Annotated in this window: 15 protein-coding genes and 1 riboswitch; of the genes, 7 read left to right on the top strand and 8 right to left on the bottom strand. The window is 71.9% G+C overall.

Annotated features, from left to right (window positions below):
* Positions 1-110: 110 nt before the first annotated feature.
* Positions 111-923 carry a C40 family peptidase gene (locus tag J5X75_RS44000; protein WP_307797960.1) on the bottom strand — a complete coding sequence of 271 codons (813 nt, stop codon included), beginning with the start codon at positions 921-923 and terminating at the stop codon, positions 111-113.
* A 6-nt stretch (positions 924-929) separates the two neighbouring features.
* A riboswitch (cyclic di-AMP (ydaO/yuaA leader) is annotated at positions 930-1067 on the bottom strand.
* Positions 1068-1507: 440 nt separating this feature from the next.
* Here J5X75_RS44000 and J5X75_RS06840 point away from each other — a divergent pair.
* The 4 genes from J5X75_RS06840 (at position 1508) to J5X75_RS06855 (ending at position 7255) form a co-directional block, all read left to right on the top strand.
* Entirely contained in the window at positions 1508-2728 is a 1221-nt protein-coding gene (locus tag J5X75_RS06840) for a Mur ligase family protein (RefSeq protein WP_208466509.1), read from the top strand.
* A complete protein-coding gene (locus J5X75_RS06845) occupies positions 2718-3431 on the top strand; it encodes a type 1 glutamine amidotransferase (protein ID WP_208466421.1) in 714 nt (237 codons plus the stop codon). The genes J5X75_RS06840 and J5X75_RS06845 overlap by 11 nt, the downstream gene beginning before the upstream one ends.
* Before the next feature lie 50 nt (positions 3432-3481).
* Positions 3482-4225, top strand: a complete 744-nt coding sequence (locus J5X75_RS06850; protein ID WP_208466422.1) for a TVP38/TMEM64 family protein — start codon at positions 3482-3484, stop codon at positions 4223-4225.
* A gap of 108 nt (positions 4226-4333) precedes the next feature.
* Positions 4334-7255: a tetratricopeptide repeat protein gene (locus tag J5X75_RS06855; protein ID WP_238487406.1), complete on the top strand. Its 2922-nt coding sequence runs from the start codon at positions 4334-4336 to the stop codon at positions 7253-7255.
* Positions 7256-7296: 41 nt separating this feature from the next.
* Here the strand turns inward: J5X75_RS06855 and aroA are convergent, their stop codons facing one another.
* Complete coding sequence (gene aroA / locus J5X75_RS06860; protein ID WP_208466423.1) at positions 7297-8550, bottom strand: 3-phosphoshikimate 1-carboxyvinyltransferase; 1254 nt, start codon at positions 8548-8550, stop codon at positions 7297-7299.
* Between the two features lie 65 nt (positions 8551-8615).
* The gene (gene leuS / locus J5X75_RS06865) at positions 8616-11417 is read right to left on the bottom strand and encodes a leucine--tRNA ligase (RefSeq protein WP_372450846.1); all 2802 of its coding nucleotides are present in this window, start codon (positions 11415-11417) and stop codon (positions 8616-8618) included.
* A gap of 435 nt (positions 11418-11852) precedes the next feature.
* On the opposite strand from leuS, the gene J5X75_RS06870 reads away from it, so the two are divergent.
* From J5X75_RS06870 to J5X75_RS06880, 3 genes are read left to right on the top strand one after another with little or no spacing between them, the layout of a single operon-like run.
* A complete protein-coding gene (locus tag J5X75_RS06870) occupies positions 11853-12887 on the top strand; it encodes an AAA family ATPase (RefSeq protein WP_208466425.1) in 1035 nt (344 codons plus the stop codon).
* Between the two features lie 2 nt (positions 12888-12889).
* The gene (locus J5X75_RS06875) at positions 12890-14188 is read left to right on the top strand and encodes a DUF58 domain-containing protein (RefSeq protein WP_208466511.1); all 1299 of its coding nucleotides are present in this window, start codon (positions 12890-12892) and stop codon (positions 14186-14188) included.
* On the top strand, positions 14185-16635 hold the full coding sequence (locus J5X75_RS06880; RefSeq protein ID WP_208466426.1) for a transglutaminase TgpA family protein: 2451 nt from the start codon (positions 14185-14187) through the stop codon (positions 16633-16635). Before J5X75_RS06875 ends, J5X75_RS06880 begins: the two co-directional genes overlap by 4 nt.
* Before the next feature lie 226 nt (positions 16636-16861).
* On the opposite strand, the gene J5X75_RS06885 is transcribed toward J5X75_RS06880, so the two are convergent.
* From J5X75_RS06885 to J5X75_RS06905, 5 genes are all read right to left on the bottom strand, one after another.
* Positions 16862-17251, bottom strand: a complete 390-nt coding sequence (locus tag J5X75_RS06885; RefSeq protein WP_208466427.1) for an SCO2097 family morphological protein — start codon at positions 17249-17251, stop codon at positions 16862-16864.
* 328 nt (positions 17252-17579) lie between these two features.
* Positions 17580-18815 carry an alkaline phosphatase family protein gene (locus J5X75_RS06890; protein WP_208466428.1) on the bottom strand — a complete coding sequence of 412 codons (1236 nt, stop codon included), beginning with the start codon at positions 18813-18815 and terminating at the stop codon, positions 17580-17582.
* A 160-nt stretch (positions 18816-18975) separates the two neighbouring features.
* Complete coding sequence (locus J5X75_RS06895; protein WP_208466429.1) at positions 18976-19731, bottom strand: methyltransferase domain-containing protein; 756 nt, start codon at positions 19729-19731, stop codon at positions 18976-18978.
* A 26-nt stretch (positions 19732-19757) separates the two neighbouring features.
* Entirely contained in the window at positions 19758-20132 is a 375-nt protein-coding gene (locus tag J5X75_RS06900; protein ID WP_238487407.1) for an SSI family serine proteinase inhibitor, read from the bottom strand.
* A gap of 64 nt (positions 20133-20196) precedes the next feature.
* Complete coding sequence (locus J5X75_RS06905) at positions 20197-23718, bottom strand: error-prone DNA polymerase (RefSeq protein ID WP_238487408.1); 3522 nt, start codon at positions 23716-23718, stop codon at positions 20197-20199.
* Positions 23719-23727 lie beyond the last annotated feature (9 nt).

A 23727-nucleotide genomic window follows, 5' to 3' on the forward strand; every position in this document is an offset into this window, starting at 1 on the left:
CGCCCCCGGGGGGGCGGGGGGGGGGGGGGGGGGGGGTGGGGCCGCGGGGGGGGGGGGGGCCCCCCCCCGGGCCCCCCCCCCACAGCGCCGTTCCTTATCTACTACGGGCGCTACGCGACGAGGCGCCGTACCACGTAGTTGCTGTTCCAGATCTTGTGCTTGCCGACCCGGGCCCCGCTGTGCGGCGAGTCGTAGACGTAGCCGTTGCCGGCGTAGATCCCGGCGTGGTAGCCGTACGACCCGTTGCGGAAGATGATCAGGTCACCGATCTTCTTGTTGCTCTTCGCGACGGACTTGCCGTACTTCTGCTGCGAGTTCGCCTTGTGCGGCAGGCTCTTGCCGGCCGCCTTCTTGTAGACGTACTTGGTGAAGCCCGAGCAGTCGAAGCGCTTCGGGCCCGCGGCGCCGAACAGGTACAGCGCGCCCTTGTGCTTCTTGGCCTCGGCCAGGACCTTGGCGCCACTGGCGCGGACCTTGACCTTGACCTTGGTGGTGGCCTGCTGGTTGTACCCGGTCCCGGTGAACAGGGTCCGGACCCACACCGTCTTCGTCGGCTTCGCGGTCAGCGTGACCGCGCCGCCCTTGACGGTGTCGGTGTCCCAGGTGCGCCAGGCGCCGTTGCTCCAGCCCTGGAGACGGACCGTGCCCTTGGCGACCTGGCCGGTGGCCGGGTCGATCACCTTCGCGGTGATCTTGAGGGTGGAGCCCCAGGCCAGGTTTCGGGTGCTGGCCTTCGTGGCGATCTGGGGCGTGATCTTCGCGGCTGCCGCACTCGCGGTGACCGGGGTGACGGTGGCGGTCGCGGCCGCCGCCGGCGATGCGGCGACCAACTGGCCGGCGCAGAGGCAGAGCCCCAGGGACAGTGCGACGGTACCGGTGCCGACGGACGTGCGACGACGCCGGCGCGAACTGTGTTCGTGCACGGTAGAGAAATCCCTCCGGCACGCCTGCGAGGTTAGCTGTCGGGTTCGGGCGGGAAGGCATGCCCGGCCGCGGATGGGTGCGGCTTCACCCCGAGGTCGCTCCCGGATGCGTCGCCCGTGGAAGCCGGGCGGCGCGGGAGAGACCGGATATGGGTCCCCCGTCCCTGCCCCCGATTGCCTTGTCGTGGTCTGGCCAACTGCGGTGTCGCACCGTCCGGTCCGGGGCAGGGCTCGGCGTGAACCGGTCCGGTGCGGCCGGCGGGCGGTGTGCCGCCGGCGAATCTTTGCTACCTGAATTCGGCCATGATCGTCAGCGCCGCATTGATCACTCTCCGTGTTTGGCATATTTGTTGCTGTCCAATTTGTTACCTCCGCGAGACAAATGCCGCTACGTAAAGTGTTGAATCGGTGACTCTTGGTCGAGGGTTACGGGTGAATCAGGACACAGAAAAAGTCCGTCACCCTGTTGGGAGCACGTCCGAATCGTCCGGACCCCGGAAAACCCGAAGTGGTCGGTGATCTTGACCGTCTGGCAACTCGACGTAACCTTCGCGTCCGGTACCCTCGCTGGCGTGACGGACGGAATGCCTCTCATCGCCAAGGTCGCGACCTCCGTGTCGAAGACCGCGGCCGCGCTCTCCAGGGCCGCCGGTCGCGGCGACGGCTCGGTGATCGGTGGCTGGATCGGCCTGAAGATCGACCCCGATCTCCTCGCCCACCTGGCGGCGGGCCGCGCCGTCGCGCTGGTCTCCGGCACCAACGGCAAGACCACCACGACCCGGCTCACCGCCGCCGCCGTCGGCGTGCTCGGCCGGGTCGCCACCAACTCGTTCGGCGCCAACATGCCGACCGGCCACACCTCGGCGCTGGCGAAGGAGGGGCACACCCCGTTCGCCGTGCTGGAGGTGGACGAGCACTACCTGGCCCAGGTCATCGACCAGACCCGGCCCAAGGTGGTGGCCCTGCTCAATCTCTCCCGCGACCAGCTCGACCGGGCGAAGGAGGTGGCCATGATGGCGCAGCTGTGGAAGACCACGCTGGCCGGCCACCCCGACATCCGGGTGGTCGCCAACGCCGACGACCCGATGGTGGTGTGGGCGGCCGCGAGCAGCCCGCAGACCACCTGGTTCAGCGCCGGCCAGCGCTGGCACGACGACTCGTTCGTCTGCCCGGAGAGCGGCCACCCGATCGAGCGGTCCGGTGGCGACTGGTGGTGCACCGGCTGCCCGCTGCGCCGCCCGCGTCCGCAGTGGGTGGTCGAGGACGAGGGCGTCATCGACCCCCGCGGCGACTGGCACCTGGTGAAACTCCAGCTGCCCGGCCGGGTGAACATCGGTAACGCGGCCACCGCGCTGGCCGTGGCCGCCGAGTTCGGGGTCCGCCCGATCGAGGCGCTGCCCCGGCTCTCCCGGGTCGCGTCGATCGCCGGGCGGTATGCCCAGGTCGACCGTGACGGCCGCAACATCCGCCTGTTGCTGGCGAAGAACCCGGCAAGCTGGCTGGAGGCCTTCGACATGGCCGACCAGGCGCCGACACTGCTCTCCATCAACGCCCGCGACCCCGACGGCCTGGACACGTCGTGGCTCTACGACGTCGACTTCTCGCCGTTGCGCGACCGGCCGGTGCTGATCACCGGTGACCGCGCCTTCGACCTGGCGGTCCGGCTCCAGGTGAACCACGTGCCCTTCCGGCACGTAAACAGTTTCGACGAGGCGCTGCGGTCCGTTCCGCCCGGCCGCCTCGAGGTGATCGCCAACTACACGGCGTTCCAGGACATTCGAGCGGAGTTGGACCGTGTCAACTGAGTCCCTGCGGATCGTGTGGATCTACCCGGATCTGCTGTCGACGTACGGCGACCGGGGCAACATGCTCATCCTCGCCCGCCGGGCGGCCGACCGTGGCATCCCGGTGGAGACCTACGAGGTCCGCTCCGACCAGCGGATGCCGAACAGCGCCGACATCTACCTGATCGGCGGCGGCGAGGACGGCCCGCAGGCCCTGGCGGCCCAGCGGCTGCTCACCGACGGCGGCCTGCACCAGGCGGTCAACCAGGGCGCCGCGATCCTCTCCATCTGCGCGGGTTACCAGCTTCTCGGTCACTCGTTCTATGCCAAGGGGGCCAAGTGCGCCGGGCTGGGACTGCTCGACATCACCTCCGACCGGGGCGAGACCCGGGCGGTCGGCGAGTTGCGCGGTGACATCGACCCGCGGCTCGGCCTGCCTCCACTGACCGGATTCGAGAACCACGGCGGGCGGACCCACCTGGGCGCGCACGCCGCACCACTCGCCCGGGTGACCGGCGGCATCGGCAACGACGGCCAGACCGAGGGCGCCTGGGCGGGCAAGATCCTGGGAACGTATTCGCACGGCCCGGCGCTGGCCCGCAACCCGGCGATAGCCGATCTGCTCCTTCGCTGGTCCACCGGCGCGGATAGGCTGACTCCCCTCGACGACACCTGGAGTGAGCGCCTCCGGAACGAACGGCTCGCCGCGACGAACGCGGTTTAGACCGGCACCACCGAGTCCTGAAACGACGACAGTTGGGGCGGTAGGCCTGCATGACCGACAACCTGATCGACCCGCGAGGCACCGAAATCCCCGCGGACCCTCAGGCCACTGACCGGGCTGCCGCCCCCACCGCCTGCACCCCGCTGGGGTGGAAGCGCCGTCTGATCCGATTCTCCCTGCTCGGCGCCGGAGTGGGCGCTCTCGCCGGCCTCGCCGCCGTGCTGCCGCTGCGGGACATCGCCGACACCCTGTCCGCCATGGGCCCGAGCGCCGTGTTCGCGGTGGCCTTCCTCGGCGGCATGCTGCTGTCGGTTCTCGTCCCGCGGACCCTCATCACGATGACCTGCGGCGCCCTGCTCGGCGCCGTCACCGGCTCCGCGGCCGCCCTGGCCGCCGCGGTGATCGCCGCGGTCGCCACCTACTACGCGGGCCGCTGGGCCGGGCGCGGCGCCCTCCAGGCCCGTGCCGGGAGCCGCCTGGCCCGCCTCGACGGCTGGCTGAACCGTCGCGGCCTCGCCGCGGTCCTGCTGGTCCGCTTCCTGCCGCTGGCCCCGTTCGGCCTGGTCGGCTACGCCTACGGCACCACCAGCGTGTGCCGCAAGCGCTACCTGCTCGGCACCACCATCGCCGCCATCCCGTCCACGGTCACCTACGCCGTGATCGGCGCCGCGGTCGTCGCCCCCGGCGAGATGAACTTCCTCACCCTCGCCCCGGCCGCGTTCAGCTTCGTCCTCTCCACGGCGATCATCCTGCGCTGGCGCCACACGGCCCGCCGCGCTCCCCTGCCCGCCTGATCGGCGCACCGCCTCCGCACGCCCGAAGGTCGGATCGCCGACCGTCTGTCCGATGGCCCGGGACGGCGCGGCGGTCCATGATGGCGCGATGACGACCGGGCCGGACCGATGAGGCTGTGGCGGCGGCTCACCGGTGACAGCTCCACGCACCACCAGGCGATCTCCAACAGCCTGGTGTTCGGTGATGTGATCCAGATCAGCCAGGTCACCGGCGATGTCGTCGTTCAGGCGCGGATGCCCCCGCCGTACCGGATCGAGGTGTTCTCCACCGAGGCGGATCCGCTGCCGCGTGATCTGGCCCGGGCACAGCCGAGCCGGCTGCTGCTCCCTCGGCACCGGGTGGTGCCGTTCGCCGGACGCGACGACCAGCTGGACGACCTGGCCGGATGGGCCGCCGACACGGCCACACCGGTCCGCCTCCTGCATGCCCCCGGCGGGCAGGGCAAGACCCGGCTGGCCGGCGAATTCGCCCGCCGCTGCGGGGGACAGGACTGGGCGGTGTGGCGGGTGACGCACAGCGCTCCCGCCGGTGTCACCACGTCCAGCCGCGTGCCGCTGCCGCCGGACGGCAAGGTCCTGGTGCTCGTGGACTATGCGGACCGGTGGCCGCCGTCGCATCTGCTGGCCCTGCTCGGCGACCTGGTCAACATCGCGGTGCAGGCCCCGTTGACCCTGCGGGTCCTGCTGTTGGCCCGCTCCACCGGGTACTGGTGGCCGGCGGTGACCAGCCGCCTGGACGGTGACTTCGGCGTGACCGCCGATGACGTGCCGTTGGCGCCGCTGCCCACGACTCTGGACCGGGCCGAGCTCTTCACCACGGCGGCGGCACACTTCGCCGACGCGCTCGGGTCCGGCAACGGGTGGCCGGACCCGTCCGGTCTCGACCGGCCGGCCTACACGCAGGTTCTGGCCGTGCACATGGCCGCCCTCGTCGCGGTGGAGGCCCGCCGGCGGGACTCCCCGGTCCCGGCCACCCCGCACGCGGTTTCCGCCTTCCTGCTGCGCCGCGAGTACGAACACTGGCAGCGGATGAGCGGCCGGGCCGAAGATCCGCTGCTCAGCTCGGCCCGGCAACTGCACCGCACGACCTGCCTGGCCACCCTGGCCGGGCCGCTGCCCCGCCCGGCCGCCCAGGAGATTCTCACCCGGTCCGGTCTTGCCGGCACCGTCCCGGACGCCGATCAGCTCATCGACGACCACCGCGTCTGCCAGCCCGCCGCCGACCCCGTGACCGTGCTGGAGGCGCTCCGCCCGGACCGGCTCGGTGAGGATCTGATCGCCCTCACCACCCCTGGCCATGCCCACATCGGCGCCGACGTCGCCGGGCTCGCGGACGACTGGGCCCTCACGGCGCCCGCGGCAGTGGCCGGCGCGGGCGACACCCCGGCCTGGGCTGCCGGCACCGTCACGGTTCTGACCGAGACCGCCCACCGGTGGCCACACATCGCCACAGGTGTGTTGTATCCGCTGGTCAGCGCGTACCCGGAGTGGGCGGTGAGGGCGGGTGGGGCCACCCTCACCCGGTTGGCGGAGATCCCCGGCGTCGATCCGGACGTCCTGGCCGCCGTCGAGCCGCTGCTACCGGCCACCCGGGACGTCGACCTCGACATCGCCGCAGCCGCGATCACCGGTCGGCTGACCCGGCACCGCCTCGATCGCACCACCGACCCCGCCGAACAGGCCCGCCTGTACAGCGTGCACGCCTTGTGCCTGTCCAGCGTGGGACAGGACGCCGAGGCCCTGGAGCCGGCCAAGAAGGCGACCGCCCTCTATCGGCGGCTGGCCTTGCTGCCCGAACTCGCGGTGGCGGTCGGCAACCTCGGCGGGATCATGGCCGGGCTGGGTCGTCTGGAGCAGGCCCTGGCCCTGGCCGAGGAGTCCGTGGGCCTGCTGCGGAAGCTGGCGGGCACCGCTCCGGAGACTCACTCGCCCGCTCTCGCCATCGCACTGACCAATCTCGGCGTACGGCTCGCCGAGACCGGCCGCCGGGAGGAGGCTCTGGCCCCGAGCGAGGAGGCCGTCGCCATCCAGAGGCGGCTCGCCAGAGCGGACCGGGAGCACCACCTGCCCTTCCTGGCGGTCACGCTGAGCAATCTCGGCGTGCGACTTTCCGAGATCGGTCGCCCCGAACACGCCCTGCGCCCGGCTCAGGAGGCCACTCGGATCCTGCGCCGGCTGGCGAAGGCCGAGCCGCAGCGGTTCCTACCCGAGCTGGCCGCGTCCCTGCTGAACCTGGGCGTCCGGATGGCGGAGCTGGGCCGCCGGCGACAGGCGCTGCCGCCGACCGCCGAAGGCATCGCCCTCTTCCGTCGCCTGGTCGAGGCCAACCCGCGGGTGCATCTGCCGGCGCTCGCCGGGGCGCTCGCCAACCTCGGCGTCTGGCTCTCCCAACTCGGCCGCACGGAGGAGGCGCTACCGCCGTCCGAGGAAGCGGTCGCCGCGTACCGCCGCCTGGCCGAGGCCGACCCACTGGTGCACCGGCCTTTCCTGGCCGTGGTGTTGATGAACCTCGGCGCCCGGTTGGCCGAGGTCAGCCGCACCGAGCAGGCGCTGGCGCCCACCGAGGAGGCGGTCGCCATCCTCCGCGGGCTGGCCGACGCGAGTCCGCAGTCGTACCTGCGGCCATTCGCGACGGCGGTGGGCAACCACGCCGTGTTGCGAGCCGAGCTAGGACATTCGAAAGCGGCGCTCGGGGCGGCCCGGGAGGCCGTCACCGTCCACCGGCGGCTGGCCCGTTCCGACCCGGCGGAGCGCCTCGGCCTGGCCGGAGCGCTGGAGGCGTACGCGGCAGTGTGCGCGGAGTTCGGCGCCGATCAGCGGGGCGCGCTCGAGTCGGTCGACGAAGCGATCCAGATCTACCGGCCGCTGGCGCATGAGCAACCGGACATGTTCACCGAGGCCTTGATGGGGGCCTATCTGACCGGCACCGACGTACTGGAGCGGTTCGGGCGGTTCACCGAGGCGGCGCTGCTGCGCCGGGAGATCGGCCGCCTCACCAACGGGCCGAACCGCGGCCAGGGGCGCCGGTAGGACTCCCGGTCATCCGGGAGGACACCGCTCGCCCGGCGGCATCAGGCCAGGGTGGCCAGGTCGGTGAAGTAGCCGGGGTAGGTCTTGGCGACGCAGCCCGGGTCGGCGATCTCGATGCCGGGGGCACGCAGGCCGATCAGCGAGAGGCTCATCGCCATCCGGTGGTCGTCGTAGGTCGCGAACCGGGTCGGCCGCGGCGCTCCCGGGTGGATGGTGAAGCCGTCGGCGTCCTCGACCGCGTCGATCCCGGCCCGGCGCAGCTCGGTGACGACGGCGCCGACCCGGTCGGTCTCCTTGCCCCGGATGAACCCGATCCCCCGGACCCGGGTCGGCCCGTCGGCGAAGACGGCGACCGCGGCCAGCGTCTGCGCGGTGTCCGAGATGTCGGCCATGTCGACGTCGATGCCGCGGAGCGAGCCGCCGCGGACGGTCACCGCGTCGGCGGTACGGGTCACCGAAGCGCCCATCCGTTCCAGGACGTCGGCGAACCGTACGTCTCCCTGGAGGCTCCCGGTGCCCAGGCCGGAGACGGTGACCCGCCCGCCGGTGATCGCCGCCGCCCCCAGGAAGTAGGAGGCCGCGCTGGCGTCCGGTTCGATCGTGTAGTCGGCCGGCCGGTAGGCGCCCGCCGGAACGGTGAGCCCGGTGACGGTCACCCCGAAGGCCGCCATCACCGCCTTGGTCATCTCCACGTAGGGCACCGAGACCAGCGGCGAGGTGAGGGTGACGTCGATCCCGCGCTCCATCAGCGGCCCGGCCATCAGCAGACCGGACAGGAACTGGCTGGAGATGTGGCCGCTGACCTCGACCGGGCCACCGTGCGCGGGCCCGGTGACCGCGGCCGGGAGGAAGCCGGGCCGGTCCAGCTCCTCGACGCGCGCGCCGATCTGCCGGAGCGCGCCGAGGACCGGGCCGAACGGGCGGGCCCGCAACTGTTCGCTGCCGTCGACGACGGTACGGCCGCCGAGCAGAGCCGCCGCCGGGAGCAGGAACCGTGACGTGGTGCCGGACTGGCGGGCGTCGACAGTCCCGGCGCCACCGGCCGCACCGGGGTCGATGCCGCGCACGACGACCGTACGATCGCTCTCGGAGAGGGTGACCGTCGCGCCGAGCGCGCCGACCGCGCCCATCATGGCCCGGGTGTCGTCGGCGAAGAGCGCTCCGGACAGGGTGGACGTGCCGTCGGCGAGGGCCGCGCAGAGCAGTGCCCGGTTGGTGATGCTCTTGGAGCCGGGCGGCCGGACGGTCGCGTCGACGGGCCTGGTGAGCGGGGCGACGGCGAGGACGTCAGGCATGCCGCCCATCCAAACAGGCGACGGCCCGCCGCGGCGTACCGCGACGGGCCGTGTCCACCCAGTGGTCAGACGACGACGCTGACCAGGCGTCCCTTGACCACGATGACCTTCTTCGGCTCCTTGCCGCCCAGCGCCTCGGCGACCGCGGCCAGCGCGGCGGCGCGGACCTCGGCCTCGCCGGTCTCCGGGGAGACCTCGACGCGGCCGCGGACCTTGCCGTTGACCTGCACCGGGTAGGTGATCGCGTCGGCGACCAGCTGGGCCGGGTCGGCGACCGGGAAGTCGGCGTAGGCCAGCGAGCCGTCGTGCCCCAGCTTGCTCCACAGTTCCTCGGCCATGTGCGGGGCGAACGGGGACAGCATCAGCACCAGCGGCTCGACCGCCTCGCGGGAGGCGACCGGCAGCGGGGTCAGCGCGTTCGTCAGCTCGATCAGCTTGGCGATCGCGGTGTTGAACCGCAGCTCCTCCATGTCCTCACGGACGCCGGCGATGACCTTGTGCAGGACCTTGCGGGTCTTCGGGTCCAGCGGCTCGTCGGTCACCCGGACGGCGCCGGTCTCCTCGTCGACCACCAGACGCCAGGCACGCTGCAGGAAGCGCTGGGAGCCGACGACGGCGCGGGTGTCCCACGGGCGGGACACGTCCAGCGGGCCCATCGCCATCTCGTACACCCGGAACGTGTCGGCGCCGTACTGCTCGCACATCTCGTCGGGGGTGACGACGTTCTTCAGCGACTTGCCCATCTTGCCGTACTCGCGGTTGACCTGCTGGTCGCCGTGGTACCACTTGCCGTCGCGCTCGACGACCTCCTCGGCCGGCACGATGACGCCGCGGTCGTCGCGGAACGCGTACGCCTGGATGTAGCCCTGGTTGAACAGCTTCTTGAACGGCTCGAACGACGAGACGTGGCCCAGGTCGAACAGCACCTTGTGCCAGAAGCGGGCGTACAGCAGATGCAGAACGGCATGCTCGACGCCGCCCACGTACAGATCCACGCCACCCGCGTCCCCCGGCTTGCGCGGGCCCATCCAGTAGGCCTCGTTCTCCGGGTCGACCAGGACCTTCTCGTTGTGCGGGTCCAGGTAGCGCAGTTCGTACCAGCAGGAGCCGGCCCACTGCGGCATGGTGTTGGTCTCGCGGGTGTAGGTCTTCGGGCCGTCGCCCAGGTCCAGCTCGACCTGCACCCAGTCCTTCTTGCGGGACAGCGGGGTCTCCGGCTCGGTGTCCGCGTCGTCCGGGTCGAAGGTGCGCGGCGAGAAGTCGTCGACGTCTGGCAGCTCGACCGGCAGCATCGACTCGGGCAGCGCGATCGGCAGGCCGGTCTCGTCGTAGACGATCGGGAACGGCTCACCCCAGTAGCGCTGCCGGCTGAACAGCCAGTCCCGCAGCCGGTAGGTGGTGGCGCCGCGGCCCTTGCCGTTCGCCTCCAGCCACTCGATCATGGCGGCCTTGGCCTCGGCGACCTCCTTGCCGTCCAGCCAGTCGCTGTTGATCGCCGGTCCGTCGCCGGTGAAAGCCCCTTCAAACCCTTCAGGAGCCTTCACCGTACGGATGATGGGCAGTTCGAAGACCTCGGCGAAGGCCCAGTCCCGCTCGTCCTGGCCGGGCACCGCCATGATCGCGCCGGTGCCGTAGCCGGCCAGCACGTAGTCGGCGACGAAGACCGGGATGCGGGCGCCGTTGACCGGGTTGGTCGCGTAGGCGCCGGTGAAGACGCCGGTCTTGACCTTGCCGTCGGCGGTCCGTTCCTCGTCGGTCTTCGCGGCAGCGGCCGCCCGGTAGGCGGCGATCGCCTTCGTGGGGCTCTCGTGACCGCCGGTCCAGACCGCGTGCGTCCCCTCCGGCCAGGCCGCGGGCGTGATCCGCTCGACCAGCTCGTGCTCCGGGGCCAGCACCATGTAGGTGGCGCCGAACAGGGTGTCCGGGCGGGTGGTGAAGACCTTGATCACGCCGCCGTCGACCGGGAAGTCGACGTGCGCGCCGCGGGACCGGCCGATCCAGTTGCGCTGCATCAGCTTGACCGGCTCCGGCCAGTCCAGCGCGTCCAGGTCGTCGACCAGGCGGTCGCCGTAGGCGGTGATCCGCATCATCCACTGCTTCAGGCTGCGCTGGAACACCGGGAAGTTGCCGCGCTCGGAGCGGCCGTCCGGGGTGACCTCCTCGTTGGCCAGCACGGTGCCCAGGCCCGGGCACCAGTTGACCGGGGCCTCGGAGACGTACGCCAGGCGGTGGCCGTCGATGACCTTGCGCTTCTCGGCGGCGGACAGGCCGGCCCACTCCGGGCCGCGCTCGCCGGCCTCGTAGGAGGCGATCAGCTCGCTGATCGGGCGGGCCTTGCGCACCGACGGGTCGAACCAGGAGTTGAAGACCTGCAGGAAGATCCACTGGGTCCAGCGGTAGTACTCCGGGTCGGTGGTCGAGAAGGACCGGCGGTCGTCGTACGCCAGGCCCAGCCGGCGCAGCTGCTGCCGGTACCGCTCGACGTTCGCCGCCGTGGTGACCGCCGGGTGGGTGCCGGTCTGCACCGCGTACTGCTCGGCCGGCAGGCCGAACGCGTCGAAGCCCATCGGGTGCAGCACGTTGTAGCCGGCCATCCGCTGGTAGCGGGTGTAGCAGTCGGTGCCGATGTAGCCCAGCGGGTGACCGACGTGCAGGCCGGCGCCGGACGGGTACGGGAACATGTCCTGGACGTGCAGCTTGGGCGCACCCGCTCGGGGGTGCGCGGGATCAGCCAGCTCACCGACCGGGTTGGGCGCGTGGAAGGTGCCCTTCTCGGCCCAGTGGTCCTGCCAGCGCAGCTCGATCTCGCCGGCCGTCGCGGCGGTATAGCGGAACGGTGGGGTCTCGGTCTCGCTCATCTTCACCATCTCGTCTACGTCTCGTCTTTTCTCGGAAAGAGGGCATAAAAAAGCCCCTCGCGCAGGAGGGGTAGCCGTGCCTGGTCCGACTAACGGATCAGCACGGCCGGCTAAGGAGCAGGAAAGACCGAGCCATGCGTGCATGATACCCCTCCCCCGTCACGGACGGCGACCGGTATGGCGGGCGCGTGAAATACTCCCGGCTGTCCACAGGCGACCGCCTTTGGGCGGCGGATGACACGCGTTCGTCCGGTATCCCCCGAAAACCGATATCAACAGGGTCACGATCAGGCCTTTCGGCGATGCGGATGTACGGGGATAACCTGTGGGGACGGGTGGCGAGCGCCGGGGCCCACGGCCGCTGGGCGCCCGCGACCTTACGGTGCCCCTTGACGGTGGGTGATCTCCGCCTAACGGGGGTAGACACGTATTTGGAGGAGGCCCGTGACAACGCCGACCTGGGGCGAGCCGTCAGGCCCGCTGACGAGCGCCGAGTTCCGCGCCGCGACGCAAGCCATCATGGCCAACATCGAACAGGTCATCGAGGGCAAGAGCGCGACGGTCCGACTGGCACTCGCGGTCCTGATCGCCGAGGGCCACCTGCTGATCGAGGACGTGCCGGGAGTCGGCAAGACCAAGCTCGCCAAGGCCCTGGCCCGCTCGATCGACTGTTCGGTGCGGCGCATCCAGTTCACGCCCGACCTGCTGCCCAGCGATGTGACCGGGGTCAGCGTCTACAACCAGGAGACGCGGGACTTCGAGTTCAAGCCGGGCGCGGTCTTCGCCAACCTGGTGGTCGGCGACGAGATCAACCGGGCCTCGCCGAAGACCCAGTCCGCCCTCCTGGAGTGCATGGAGGAGCGGCAGGTCACCGTCGACGGCACCACCTACGAGCTGCAGGCGCCGTTCATGGTGGTCGCGACGCAGAACCCGATCGAGATGGAGGGCACCTACCCCCTCCCCGAGGCGCAGCGCGACCGGTTCACCGCCCGGATCGCGATGGGCTACCCCGACCCGCGGGCCGAGCTGGCGATGCTCAGCGGCCACGGCGACCACGACCCGCTCAACGACCTGCGGGCCGTGGCGGACGCCGCCCTGGTCCGCCGGCTGATCGAGACGGCCCGCGCGGTGCACGCCGCCGACGCCGTCCAGCAGTACGCGATCGCCCTGGTCACCGCCACCCGGGAGGCTCCGGAGATCCGGCTCGGCGCGTCGCCCCGGTCCACGCTCCAGCTGCTGCGCACCGCCAAGGCGGTGGCCGCGCTGGAGGGCCGTGACTACGTGCTCCCCGACGATCTCCAGGCGCTGGCCGTGCCGGTCCTCGCGCACCGCATCATCCCGACCGCGGACGCCCAGCTCAACCGGCGGACCACGGACGCCATCGTGTCCGAGATCGTGCACCGGCTGCCGCTGCCGCACGCCCGCAATCCCTACGACACCCGTGACGGGCGCGCGTCGTACGAGTCACGGGGGCGGTGAGGATGCGGGAGGCGCTGCGGGGGCTCACCACGCGCGGCCGCTCGTTCCTGGCCGCGGCGATCGCCGCCGCGGTCTCGGCGCTCATCCTCGGCGAGCGTGACCTGCTGCGGGTGGCGGTGCTGCTGGCCGCCCTCCCGCTGCTCGCCGCGTGGTATGTCGGTCGCAGCCGCTACAAGCTGGCCTGCACCCGGTCGCTGGAGCCGGGGCGGGCGCCGGTCGGGTCGAGCGCGCGGGTCATCCTGCGCCTGCAGAACCTGTCCCGTCTCCCCACCGGCACCATGCTGCTGGAGGACCGCCTGCCGTACGCGCTGGGCAGCCGCCCCCGCGTCGTGCTGGAGCGGCTCGGGGCACACCAGGCCAGCTCGGTGGCGTACACGGTGCGCGCCGACATCCGCGGCCGCTACCCGATCGGCCCGCTGATCGTCCGGCTCACCGACCCGTTCGGGCTGTGCGAGCTGACCCGCTCCTTCCCCAGCGTGGACCGGCTCACCGTGATCCCGCAGGTGGTGGCGCTGCCCCGGGTCCGCCTCGCCGGAGAGTACGCGGGCACCGGCGACAGCCGCGCCCGTTCGGTGGCGGTGCACGGCGAGGACGACGCGGCCACCCGTGAGTACCGTCGCGGCGACGATCTGCGCCGGGTGCACTGGCGGTCCACCGCCCGGACCGGCGAGCTGATGGTCCGCCGCGAGGAGCAGCCCTGGGAGAGCCGGGCCACGATCGTGCTGGACACCCGGGTCTACGCGCACCGCGGCGAGGGCCCGACGGCCAGCTTCGAGTGGGCGGTGTCGGCGGTCGCCAGCATCGCGGTGCACCTGCGCGAGTCCGGCTACAAACTGCGCCTGGTCACCGGGACGGGCACCGACATCGACGCCTCCGAGGCCGGCGGCGAGAGCCTGATCCTGGACACCCTGGCCGACGTGAAGGCGGAACAGAACGGTGACATCTCGATCCTGGTCGAGCACGTCCGGCAGCGCAGCGACGGCGGCCTGGTGATCGGCCTGTTCGGCGCGCTCACCACCGCCGAGGCGGGCCTGCTCGGCCAGCTCCGCGGCAACGGCGCCACCTGCATCGGGTTCGCGCTGGACAGCTCCACCTGGGTGCCGCTGGCCGACGGCGAACGGCAGGAGGCCGACCGGGAACACGCGGCCGCGTCGCTCGCCCTGATCCGCAGCGGCTGGCGGTCGGTCCCGGTGACGCACGGCGACACCCTGGCGGCGCTCTGGCCGACGGTGGCGCGGGGCTCGCAGGGCTTCGCGTACCGCGCGGCGATGGCCGAGACGGTCAGCGGGGTCGTCCGATGACCGGCCGGCGTCGCCTCGGACTCGTCGCGGCGGCGGCCACGCTGCTCGCCGCGGCGCCGCTGTCGTCGATCTTCAAGGACTGGACCTGGCTGATGCAGTGCCTGCTCACGGTGCTGCTGATCCAGGGTGCCGCGGTGGCCACCCGGACCTTCCGGTTCCCCACCTGGGCGCAGACCGCGAGCATGGTGGCCGCCTTCGTCCTGTCGCTGACCTGGCTCTTCCCGAGCGGCGGGGAGTTCTTCATCCCGCAGCCGGACACCTTCGGCCACTGGATGGATCTGATCCACCAGGCCGGGGAGGACACCCGGTCGTACGGCGTGCCCGTCCCCGACCGGGACGGCCTGCTGTTCGTCACGGTGCTCGGCGTCGGCGTCGTGGCCATCGCGGTCGACCTGCTGACCGCGGTGTTCCGCCGGCCCGCCCTGGCCGGTCTGCCGATGCTGGCCATCTACTCCATCCCGGTCGCGATCTACCTGGACAGCGTGCCCCCGGTGCCGTTCATGATCGGCGCCGTCGGTTACCTGTGGCTCCTGGTCGCCGACAACGTGGACCGGGTGCGCCGCTTCGGCCGCCGGTTCACCGGCGACGGACGCGACGTGGACGTCTGGGAGCCCTCCCCGCTGGCCGCCGCCGGGCGCCGGATCGGCCTGGTCGGCGTGCTCGCGGCCGTGCTGCTGCCGCTGGCGGTGCCCACCGTGAGCGGTGGCCTGCTCTCCCGGATCACGCAGAGCGGCCCGGGCATCGGCAACGGCCCGGGCACCGGCAACGGCGGCCGGATCAACCTGTTCGCGTCGCTGAGCGGGCAGCTCAACCACTCCCAGACGGTCAAGCTGCTCCAGGTGACGACCGACGAGCCGGAGCCGTTCTACCTGCGGTTCGGCGTCGCCGAGGTGCTGACGGAGAACGGTTTCGCCCACGACACCCCGAAGGGCGACTCGCTGAGCAAGGGCCTGCCCGATCCGCGGCAGGTGGCGGCCACCAGCGCGGCGAGGTACGCGCAGTACCACGCCCAGGTCCAGGTCACCGACCGGCTCCAGCAGAACATGGCGCCCCTCTACAGCTATCCGGTGGGGGTGGGCGACCTCAACGGCAACTGGGCGTACGACCCGAGTCAGCAGGTGCTGTTCTCCGGACGGGCCACCACCAAGGAGCAGAAGTACGACGTCACGTACCTGCGGCCCACGTTCAACGCCGCCGCGCTGCGCCAGTCGGACTCGCTCGATCCCGGTGACCCGCTGATGGCGTTCACCGCCCGGCCACCGGACGCGACGGTCGAGCAGAAGGTGGCGGCGCTGATCGCCGGCAAGGACAACGACTACGACAAGGTCCGGGCGATCTACGACTTCTTCTCCCAGGAGAACGGGTTCAAGTACAGCCTGTCCGTGCCGTCGACCGGGAAAGCCTCGGAGATCGCCGAGTTTCTGAACAACAAGGCCGGCTACTGCCAGCAGTACGCGGCCGCGATGGCGTGGATGGTCCGCGCCGCCGACATCCCGGCCCGGGTGGTGTTCGGTTTCACCCGCGGCAAGCCGATCGGCAACGGCACCTACGAGATCACCAACCGGAACGCGCACGCCTGGACCGAGGTCTACTTCCAGGGCTTCGGCTGGGTGCCGTTCGACGCCACGCCGTCCGCCTCGGTCACCGGCTCGGCCCGCTCGGCGTGGGCGCCCGACGTGGACCGGCCCGCCCCGGCGGCCTCCACCTCGACCGGCCCCGGCGCGACCGGCGTCGACTCGTCGGCGGGCCCCGGCGCGGCCGAGCGCCCCAACCGGGCGGAGATCGAGGGCAACCAGACCGGCGCGGCCGGCCCGATCGCCGACGAGACCTCCTGGACCGGCCTGTGGATCGCCGGCGGGGTCGCGCTGATCATCGCGTTGCTGCTGGTGCCGGCTCTGCGCCGGATCCTGGTCCGCCGCCGGAGGCACGCCGCCACGGTGCCGGCGCCGGCGCCTGCGGTCCTGTCCGCCGAGGGCGGTGAGGGGATCACCGACATCACGGTGACCAGCGAAACCGGCCGGGCCCGTGCGGACGCCCACGCCGCCTGGGACGAACTCATCGACTCGATGATCGACTACCAGGTGCCGGTGGACCCGACCGAGACGCCCCGGATCACCGCCCAACGGCTGATCCGCGAGTCGTCCCTCACCGGCGACCCGGCCGAGGCGGCGACCCTGCTGGGCACCGCCGAGGAACGCGCCCGCTACGCCCGGCTCCCTCTCCAGGGCGCCGAACTCGCGGTCGCCCTCTCCCGGGTCCGCTCCGGCATGGCCGAGGCCGCCCCCACCGGGACCCGCCTGCGCGCCACCCTCCTGCCGCCGTCGGTGCTGCTCAGCTGGCGTCTGGGCGTGGCGGAGTGGTCCACCCGGGCGGCCGAGCGGATGAGCAGCCTCGGGGAGTCCCTGTCCCGCTTCAACCCGCGCCGCCTTCTGAACCGGGCACGCTGAGATCCACTACAGCGCGAGGCGCCACTCACTGCGAGTGGCGCCTCTTCAGCGGTACGGGTAAACGACGCTCACGGCGAGCCGGGGCCGTGCGCCGAGCGGGCGGGTGCTCCACGGGGTCGGCCGGGCTCTCGGCAGGCTGGGGGTATGACGACGGCGGGTATGACGACGGCGGCCGGATGGTCCGGCCGCCGGTCATCGGAGCCGGCCTGTCAGCCGGCTCGGTGGGTCAGCGATGCCCCTCCGGGCGTTGGCGCCACCGGTCCTCGAGCCGCTCCAGGAAGCCGCCGCTCTTACGGCTCGCGCGGGTGCGGCGGGTCGCCGTGCCCCCGACCGATTTCAGGTCGGGCGCCTGGCTGCGGCGCCTCGACTGCATCGCGAAGGCAGCGGCACCGAGCATGACGACGAAGCCTGCCACGCCGAGCGGCGTGTTCTGGTCGACCGTCCCGTAGACGACCAGAGCCAGACCAAGGACGATCACGAACGCGGCGATGAGGAGCCGGCGCCGTGCGTGGAAACGCGGGTCGCTGGCCCGCACAGCCGAGGCGAACTTGGGGTCCTCGGCAAGCGACCGCTCGATCTGATCGAACAGCCGCTGCTCGTGCTCCGAGAGCGGCACGGCATTCCTCCCCGGGCGCATGTCCGGCCCCGCAGCGGGGTCGGGGTGGTGCAGGTGTGATGATGCGGGGCAGCCGTCGGCTGCCTTATCACGCAAGTCTACGAGCGGGTCGGCGGGTCGGAAAGCGGGACGACGACCGAGTGCGGGTGATTTTCGGGGTACCGAAGATCGGTTCGTCCCAAAAGACCGATCATCGCGCCGCACAACCCGTCCGTCACGGCAGCGTGTGTCCCTGATCACCGGCCGTGAGCTGCCTGGACACATGATCCCACGAAGACCCCGGCGGACACTCGCGAAATCCAGACAAATCGATTGAAGCAAATAGATCTTATCGGGCGATCAAGAACGGAATCGTCATCTCGGCCGCGGTACCGGAGCCGTGGTAGGCGATCAACTCGCCCACTCGCGCCGGTTCCCAACCGGAGGCGAGCACGACGGCCCGGCGCCGGCACATCACCACCACGTCCCCGAGACGATCGGCGTGCCGGGGCGGGACCGGGCCGTACCAGCCCTCGGCGATCGCCTCGTCCCGGGACAGCACGCGGGCGTCGTCACCGAGGACCGCCCGCCAGTTCGCCATGACGTCGTCCCGGGCGCCGTCCGCGACGTACAGGTAGCGGACCCGGGGCTCGCCGGTCACACCGATCACCCCGGCTCCGAGGACCGGGTCGGCGCCCAGGTCGTACCGGGCGGCCGCGGGCACGTTGAGCTGGCCGTGATCGGCGATCACCAGGAGCGCCGCGCCGGCCGGGAGGCCGTGCACCAGCCGGTCCAGCATCCGGTCGACCCCGCGGATCGCCGCGCGCCAGCTGTCCGAACAGACCCCGTCCAGATGCCCGGCCCGGTCCAGATCCGGGTGGTAGCCGTAGACCAGGCCGGGACCGGAGCGCAGCGCCGCCAGCATCCCGTCGGTCACCGCGGCGCCGTCACCCGCACCCCTGTACCGGCCGCCCCGGTTGGCGGCCAGGCTGAGACCGGTCCCCTCGAACTCGGGCGCGCTCACCACGGTGACCGGCACCCCGGCGTCCACGGCGACCTCCATCCGGGTCGGCACCGGCTGCCAGTCGCGCGGATCCGGGTCGTCAGCCCATTGGATGTGGTTGAGCACCCGCCCGTCCGGACGGCGCAGGGTGAACCCGAGCACGCCGTGGGCGCCCGGCGTCGCTCCGGTGCCGAGCGTCACCAGGCTGACCGGCGTGGTCGACGGGAACCCGGCGGTCAGCACCCCACTCTCGCCGAGCCCGTCTCCCGGACGGCCGCCCCGGGCCAGGTCGGTGAGAACCGGGGCGAACGGGGCGGCCTGCGGCAACTGGTACGTCCCCAGCCCGTCCACGAGCAGCACCCCGACCCGGTCCACCCCGTCGAGCCGCTCCCCGAGACCGAGGACGTCGACCGCACCCGGCACCCCGAGCACCGCGCACACGCTGGGCAGCAGGTCGGCGAGACTGCCCGCTCCGTAGGCGGGCGTCACGGTGCGGAACGCCTCCTCCGGCAGCCCGTCCTCGGGCACCGCCCCGACCGGCCGCGGCCGCTCCGCGAACAGTCCACCCCCGGAAACCGTCATCGCCACCCTCCTACCAGCAGCCCGGAATCCGTCCAGCCGGCCGTGAGAGTTGCCTCGGCCCCCTCGAAACAGCGCTCAGAGCCGGCTGGCAACCGGACCCGGCCGGCCGTCAGGGGATCCGGCCGCCCCGCCCGGGGGCCGGGACCGGGGTGGCGGCGGGTCATGGCCGGGTGACGGCCGGGCGGCGGGCGAAGAGGTGCAACTGGGAGGCGACGTCGCGGAACGGGGGCCGGGCGCTCAGTTCCAGTTCGAGTTCCAGCACGGCCTGCGGGTCCTCCTCCAGCACGATCGCGGGCAGGAGGTCGGCGATCACGCGTACCCCATGGGTCTCCTCGACCTGGAGCCCCGCGGCGGTGAGCAGATCGCCCGCGCCCGCCGCGTCGTAGCGGCGCAGCAGCGTGTCGCGCGGCCCGGCCCGGCCCGCCGGGTCGGTGACCAGCGCGGCCGCCGCCTTCAGATGGCCGTTGACGGCGCGGCCGAGGATCGCCGCGGCCCGGCTCGCCACCAGCACGCTGGCCGCGCCGCCCGGGCGGAGCGCGGCGGCGATGGCGGCGACCACCCCGGCCGGTTCGTCGACCACCTCGAGGACGGAGTGGCAGAGGATCAGGTCGGCGCTGCCCGGCTCGACGAGGGAGGCGAGCGCGTCGCCGTCGCCCTGCACGGCACGGACCCGGCCGGCGACGCCGGCTTCCGCGGCCCGGCGGGTGAGGGAGGCGAGCGCGTCGGGGCTGGAATCGATGACGGTGACGGTGTGGCCGGCCTCGGCGAGCGGAACGGCGAACCCGCCGGTGCCCCCGCCGACGTCGAGGACGGTCAGCTCGCGACCCTGCCGCTCCAACTCCCGGCGGAGCACCGCCCAGACCGCGGCGGTGCGAGCCGTGACGTGCGGACGACCGGTACGCGTAGAAGTTTCCACGAGGGCAGCGTAACCGTGACGTCCATTCAGAATTGGAACAGCACGCCCGTGGCGCGGGCCATCTCGCACGTGTTGCCGTAGGTCTGCTGCCACCGGACGCTGCGGCCCACCCAGGTGCCCTGCACCCGGGCGGTGACCGGCGCGTAGAGCAGCATGCAGAACGCGTCGCCCGGCTTGAGCCGGGCCGGGTTCCCGTCGATGTCGCGCAGCACGGCACAGGCCTGAGCGGCCCGGGGGTGGTCGCCGCCGGCCGGGTCGCAGGTGAGATGGACGACCTTGGCCTGGTAGGTGAAGGTGAGCTTGGAGAGGGCGGCGCCTCGCGGGCCGGCGTCTCCGGTGACGGCCGCGGCCGGGCCGGTGGCACCCGCCACGGCGGCGAGCGCCACGGCAAGACCGATCATCGTACGGATCATGAGGCCCCCCGGATGGTTTTCCCGAAGCACCATATACCCCAAAATGCACGAATCACCGGAAATCGCGGGACGCGGGTGTCACCGGTGGGCTGATCGCGTCGAGCCGGTCCGCCACCAGGTTGAGCACCCCCTCCACCTTCTCCAGCCGGCCGCGCACCAGCAGCGCCGCACTCATCCGGGCCACCTTCCGGTAGCGCTGCCACAGACCCGGCGAGCAGGTCACGTTCAGCATCCCGGTCTCGTCCTCCAGGTTCACGAAAGTCACCCCGCCCGCGGTGGCCGGACGCTGCCGGTGAGTGACGATCCCGCCGACCCGGATCCGGGTGCCCGCCTCCACCGCGGCGAGCCGCTCGATCGGCAGCGCCCCGGCCCGGTCCAGCTCCTCGCGCAGAAAACGGGCCGGATGCGTCTCCGGTGACAGGCCGGTCGCCCACACGTCCGCGACCAGGATGTCCACGTCGCTCATACCGGGCAGCACCGGCGCCTCGGTGCCGGTCACCGTGCCCGGCAGACGGTCCGGCTTGTCCTGCGCGGCCGCCCCCGCGGCCCACAGCGCCTCCCGGCGCGAGAGCCCGAAACCCGCGAACGCGTCGGCCGTGGCGAGAGCCTCCAGGTGGGCGGTGGAGCATCCGGTACGCCGGGCGAGATCCGTCATTGACCGATAAGGACCATGGGTACGGCGTTCCTGCTCGATCCGCTCGGCGAGGTCGGCACCGATCGTACGAATGCTGGAAAGGCCCTGACGGACGGCCGGGCCACCGATCCCCCAGGCGTGCGGTGGCTCCCCGGCCGCGGATCTCCACCGGCTCTCCGGCGTGGTCTCCAGCGTCGCCATGGCATCACTGCGGTTGATGTCCGGCCGGCGCACCTCGACCCCGTGCCGGCGCGCGTCGTCGACCAGCGTCTGCGGCGAGTAGAAGCCCATCGGCTGCGCGTTGAGCAGGGCCGCGCAGAACGCCGCCGGGTGGTACCGCTTCAGCCAGGCGCTCGCGTAGACCAGGTAGGCGAAGCTCATGGCGTGACTCTCCGGGAAGCCGTAACTGGCGAACGCGGAGAGCTTCACGAACAGGTCGTCGGCCAGCTGTCCGGTGATCTGGTTGGCGGCCATCCCGTCGTACAGTCGCTTTTTGATCCTCTCCATCTTCTCGATCGACCGTTTCGAGCCCATCGCCCGCCGCAACTGATCGGCCTCCGACGGGTCGAAGCCGGCGACGTCGATCGCCAACTGCATCAACTGCTCCTGGAAAAGCGGCACACCGAGAGTCTTGGCCAGCGCGTTCTTCATCAGGGGATGCGGCACGCGAGGCGCCTCCAGGCCGTTCTTCCGGCGGATGTACGGGTGGACGGAGCCGCCCTGGATGGGCCCCGGGCGGATCAGCGCCACCTCGATGACCAGGTCGTAGAACTCCCGTGGCTTGAGACGGGGCAGCGTGGCCATCTGGGCACGGCTCTCCACCTGGAACACCCCGACCGAGTCGGCCCGGCAGAGCATCTCGTAGACCTCGGCGTCGTCCAGCGGCATCGTCCCGATGTCCAGCTCGTCCTCGATCATGTCGTACGCGTAGTGCAGCGCCGACAGCATCCCGAGCCCGAGCAGGTCGAACTTGACCAGATCGACGGCGGCGCAGTCGTCCTTGTCCCATTGCAGGACGGTGCGGCCCGGCATGCGGCCCCACTCGACCGGGCAGACCTCGATGATCGGCCGGTCACAGATCACCATGCCGCCCGAATGGATGCCCAGATGACGGGGGAAGGTTTGCACCTCGTTGGCGAAGTCGCGCACCATCTCCGGCATGTCGGTGTCGGTGGCGGCCACATCGCCCCAACGGTCGATCTGCTTGCTCCAGGCGTCCTGCTGGCCCGGCGAGAAACCGAACGCACGGGCCATGTCCCGGACCGCCGACCGGGGCCGGTAGGAGATCACGTTCGCCACCTGGGCGGTGTGCTCCCGGCCGTACTTCTCGTAGACGTGCTGGATCACCTCCTCCCGCCGGTCCGACTCGATGTCGACGTCGATGTCCGGTGGGCCGTCCCGCTCCGGGGCGAGGAACCGTTCGAAGAGCAGGTTGTAGCGCACCGCGTCGACATTCGTGATCCAGAGCGCGTAGCAGACCGCCGAGTTGGCCGCCGAACCCCGGCCCTGGCAGTAGATCCGCTTCTCCCGGCAGAACCGGACGATGTCGTAGACGACCAGGAAGTAGCCGGGGAAACCGAGCTCCTCGATCATGCGGAGCTCGTACTCGATCTGCTGATAGGCCTTCGGGTTCGCCGACGGTGGGCCGTAACGCTCAGCCGCGCCCTCCATCGTCAGCTTCCGCAGCCAGCTCATCTCGGTGTGCCCGTCACCCACCGGGTAGTCCGGCAGCCGGGGCGCCACCAGGTCCAGGTCGAACGCCAGATCACCGCCGTAGACCGCGGCGTTCTCCAGCGCGCCCGGATAGCCGCCGAACCGGCGGGCCATCTCGGCGCCGCTGCGCAGATGGGCGGTGCCGGCCGCGGGCAGCCAGCCGTCCATCTCGTCCAGGCTGCGCCGGGCCCGGACCGCGGCCAGGGCGGTCGCCAGCCGGCGGCGCGACGGGGTCGCGTAGTGCACGTTGTTCGTCGCCACCACCTCCAGGCGACGACTGCGGGCCAGCTCGAACAGGGCGTCGTTGCGGTCGCCGTCGATCGGGTCGCCGTGGTCGGTCAACTCCACGGCCACGTTCGGCGCGCCGAACAGGGACACCAGACGGTCCAGCTCGTACGCCGCCCGCTCCATGCCCCCGGTGGCCAGCGCCGACGGCACCGTCCCCTTCCGGCAGCCGGTCAGCACCAGCACGTGATCCCGCAGGGTCTCGGCGACCCGCTCCAGGTCGCCGTAGTCGGGGCGGCCCTTCTCCCCGCCGCGCAGCTGCGCCTCGGAGATCACCCGGGCCAGCCGGGCATACCCCTCGTGGCCGTGCGCGAGAGCCAGCAGGTGCGTGCCCTCCGGATCCGCCTCGCCGTTCTGCGGCCGGGACAGGCCCAGCGACAACTCGGCCCCGAAGATCGTGGGCAGGCCCAGTTCGCGGGCCGCCTGCGAGAAGCGGACCACACCGTAGAAGCCGTCGTGATCGGTGACCGCCAGGCCGGTCAGGCCGAGCCGGGCCGCCTCCTCGGCCAGCTCCTCCGGGTGGCTGGCGCCGTCCAGGAAACTGAAGTTGGTGTGACAGTGCAGTTCGGCGTAGTCGACCGTCCCCTCGGCCCGGACCAGTCCCGGCGCCGGGCGGTAGGGCTCCCGCTTCCGGCTCCAGGCCGGCGAATCGCCGCCGTCGCCGTCCACGATCAGCGGATCCACCACCTGCTGCGCGGGAATCGCCCACAGCGCCCGCCGCCCACCCTTCCCTTCCGGCTCCGCCTCCGCCGCCAGGCCGCTCTCCCCGTCCGCCTCCGCTGCCGGGCCGCTCTCCCCGTCCGCCTCCGCTGCCGGGCCGCTCTCCCCGTCCCCCTCCGCCGCCGGGCCGCTCTCCCCGTCCGCCTCCGCCGCCGGGCCGCTCTTTCCGGACAGCGCCCTCTCCAGCCGCCACCAGGGCACGTCCGGGTTGTGGAAGCTCATCGAAACTCC

It is taken from the genome of Actinoplanes flavus (genome assembly GCF_017592555.1).
Lineage (GTDB): Bacteria > Actinomycetota > Actinomycetes > Mycobacteriales > Micromonosporaceae > Actinoplanes > Actinoplanes flavus.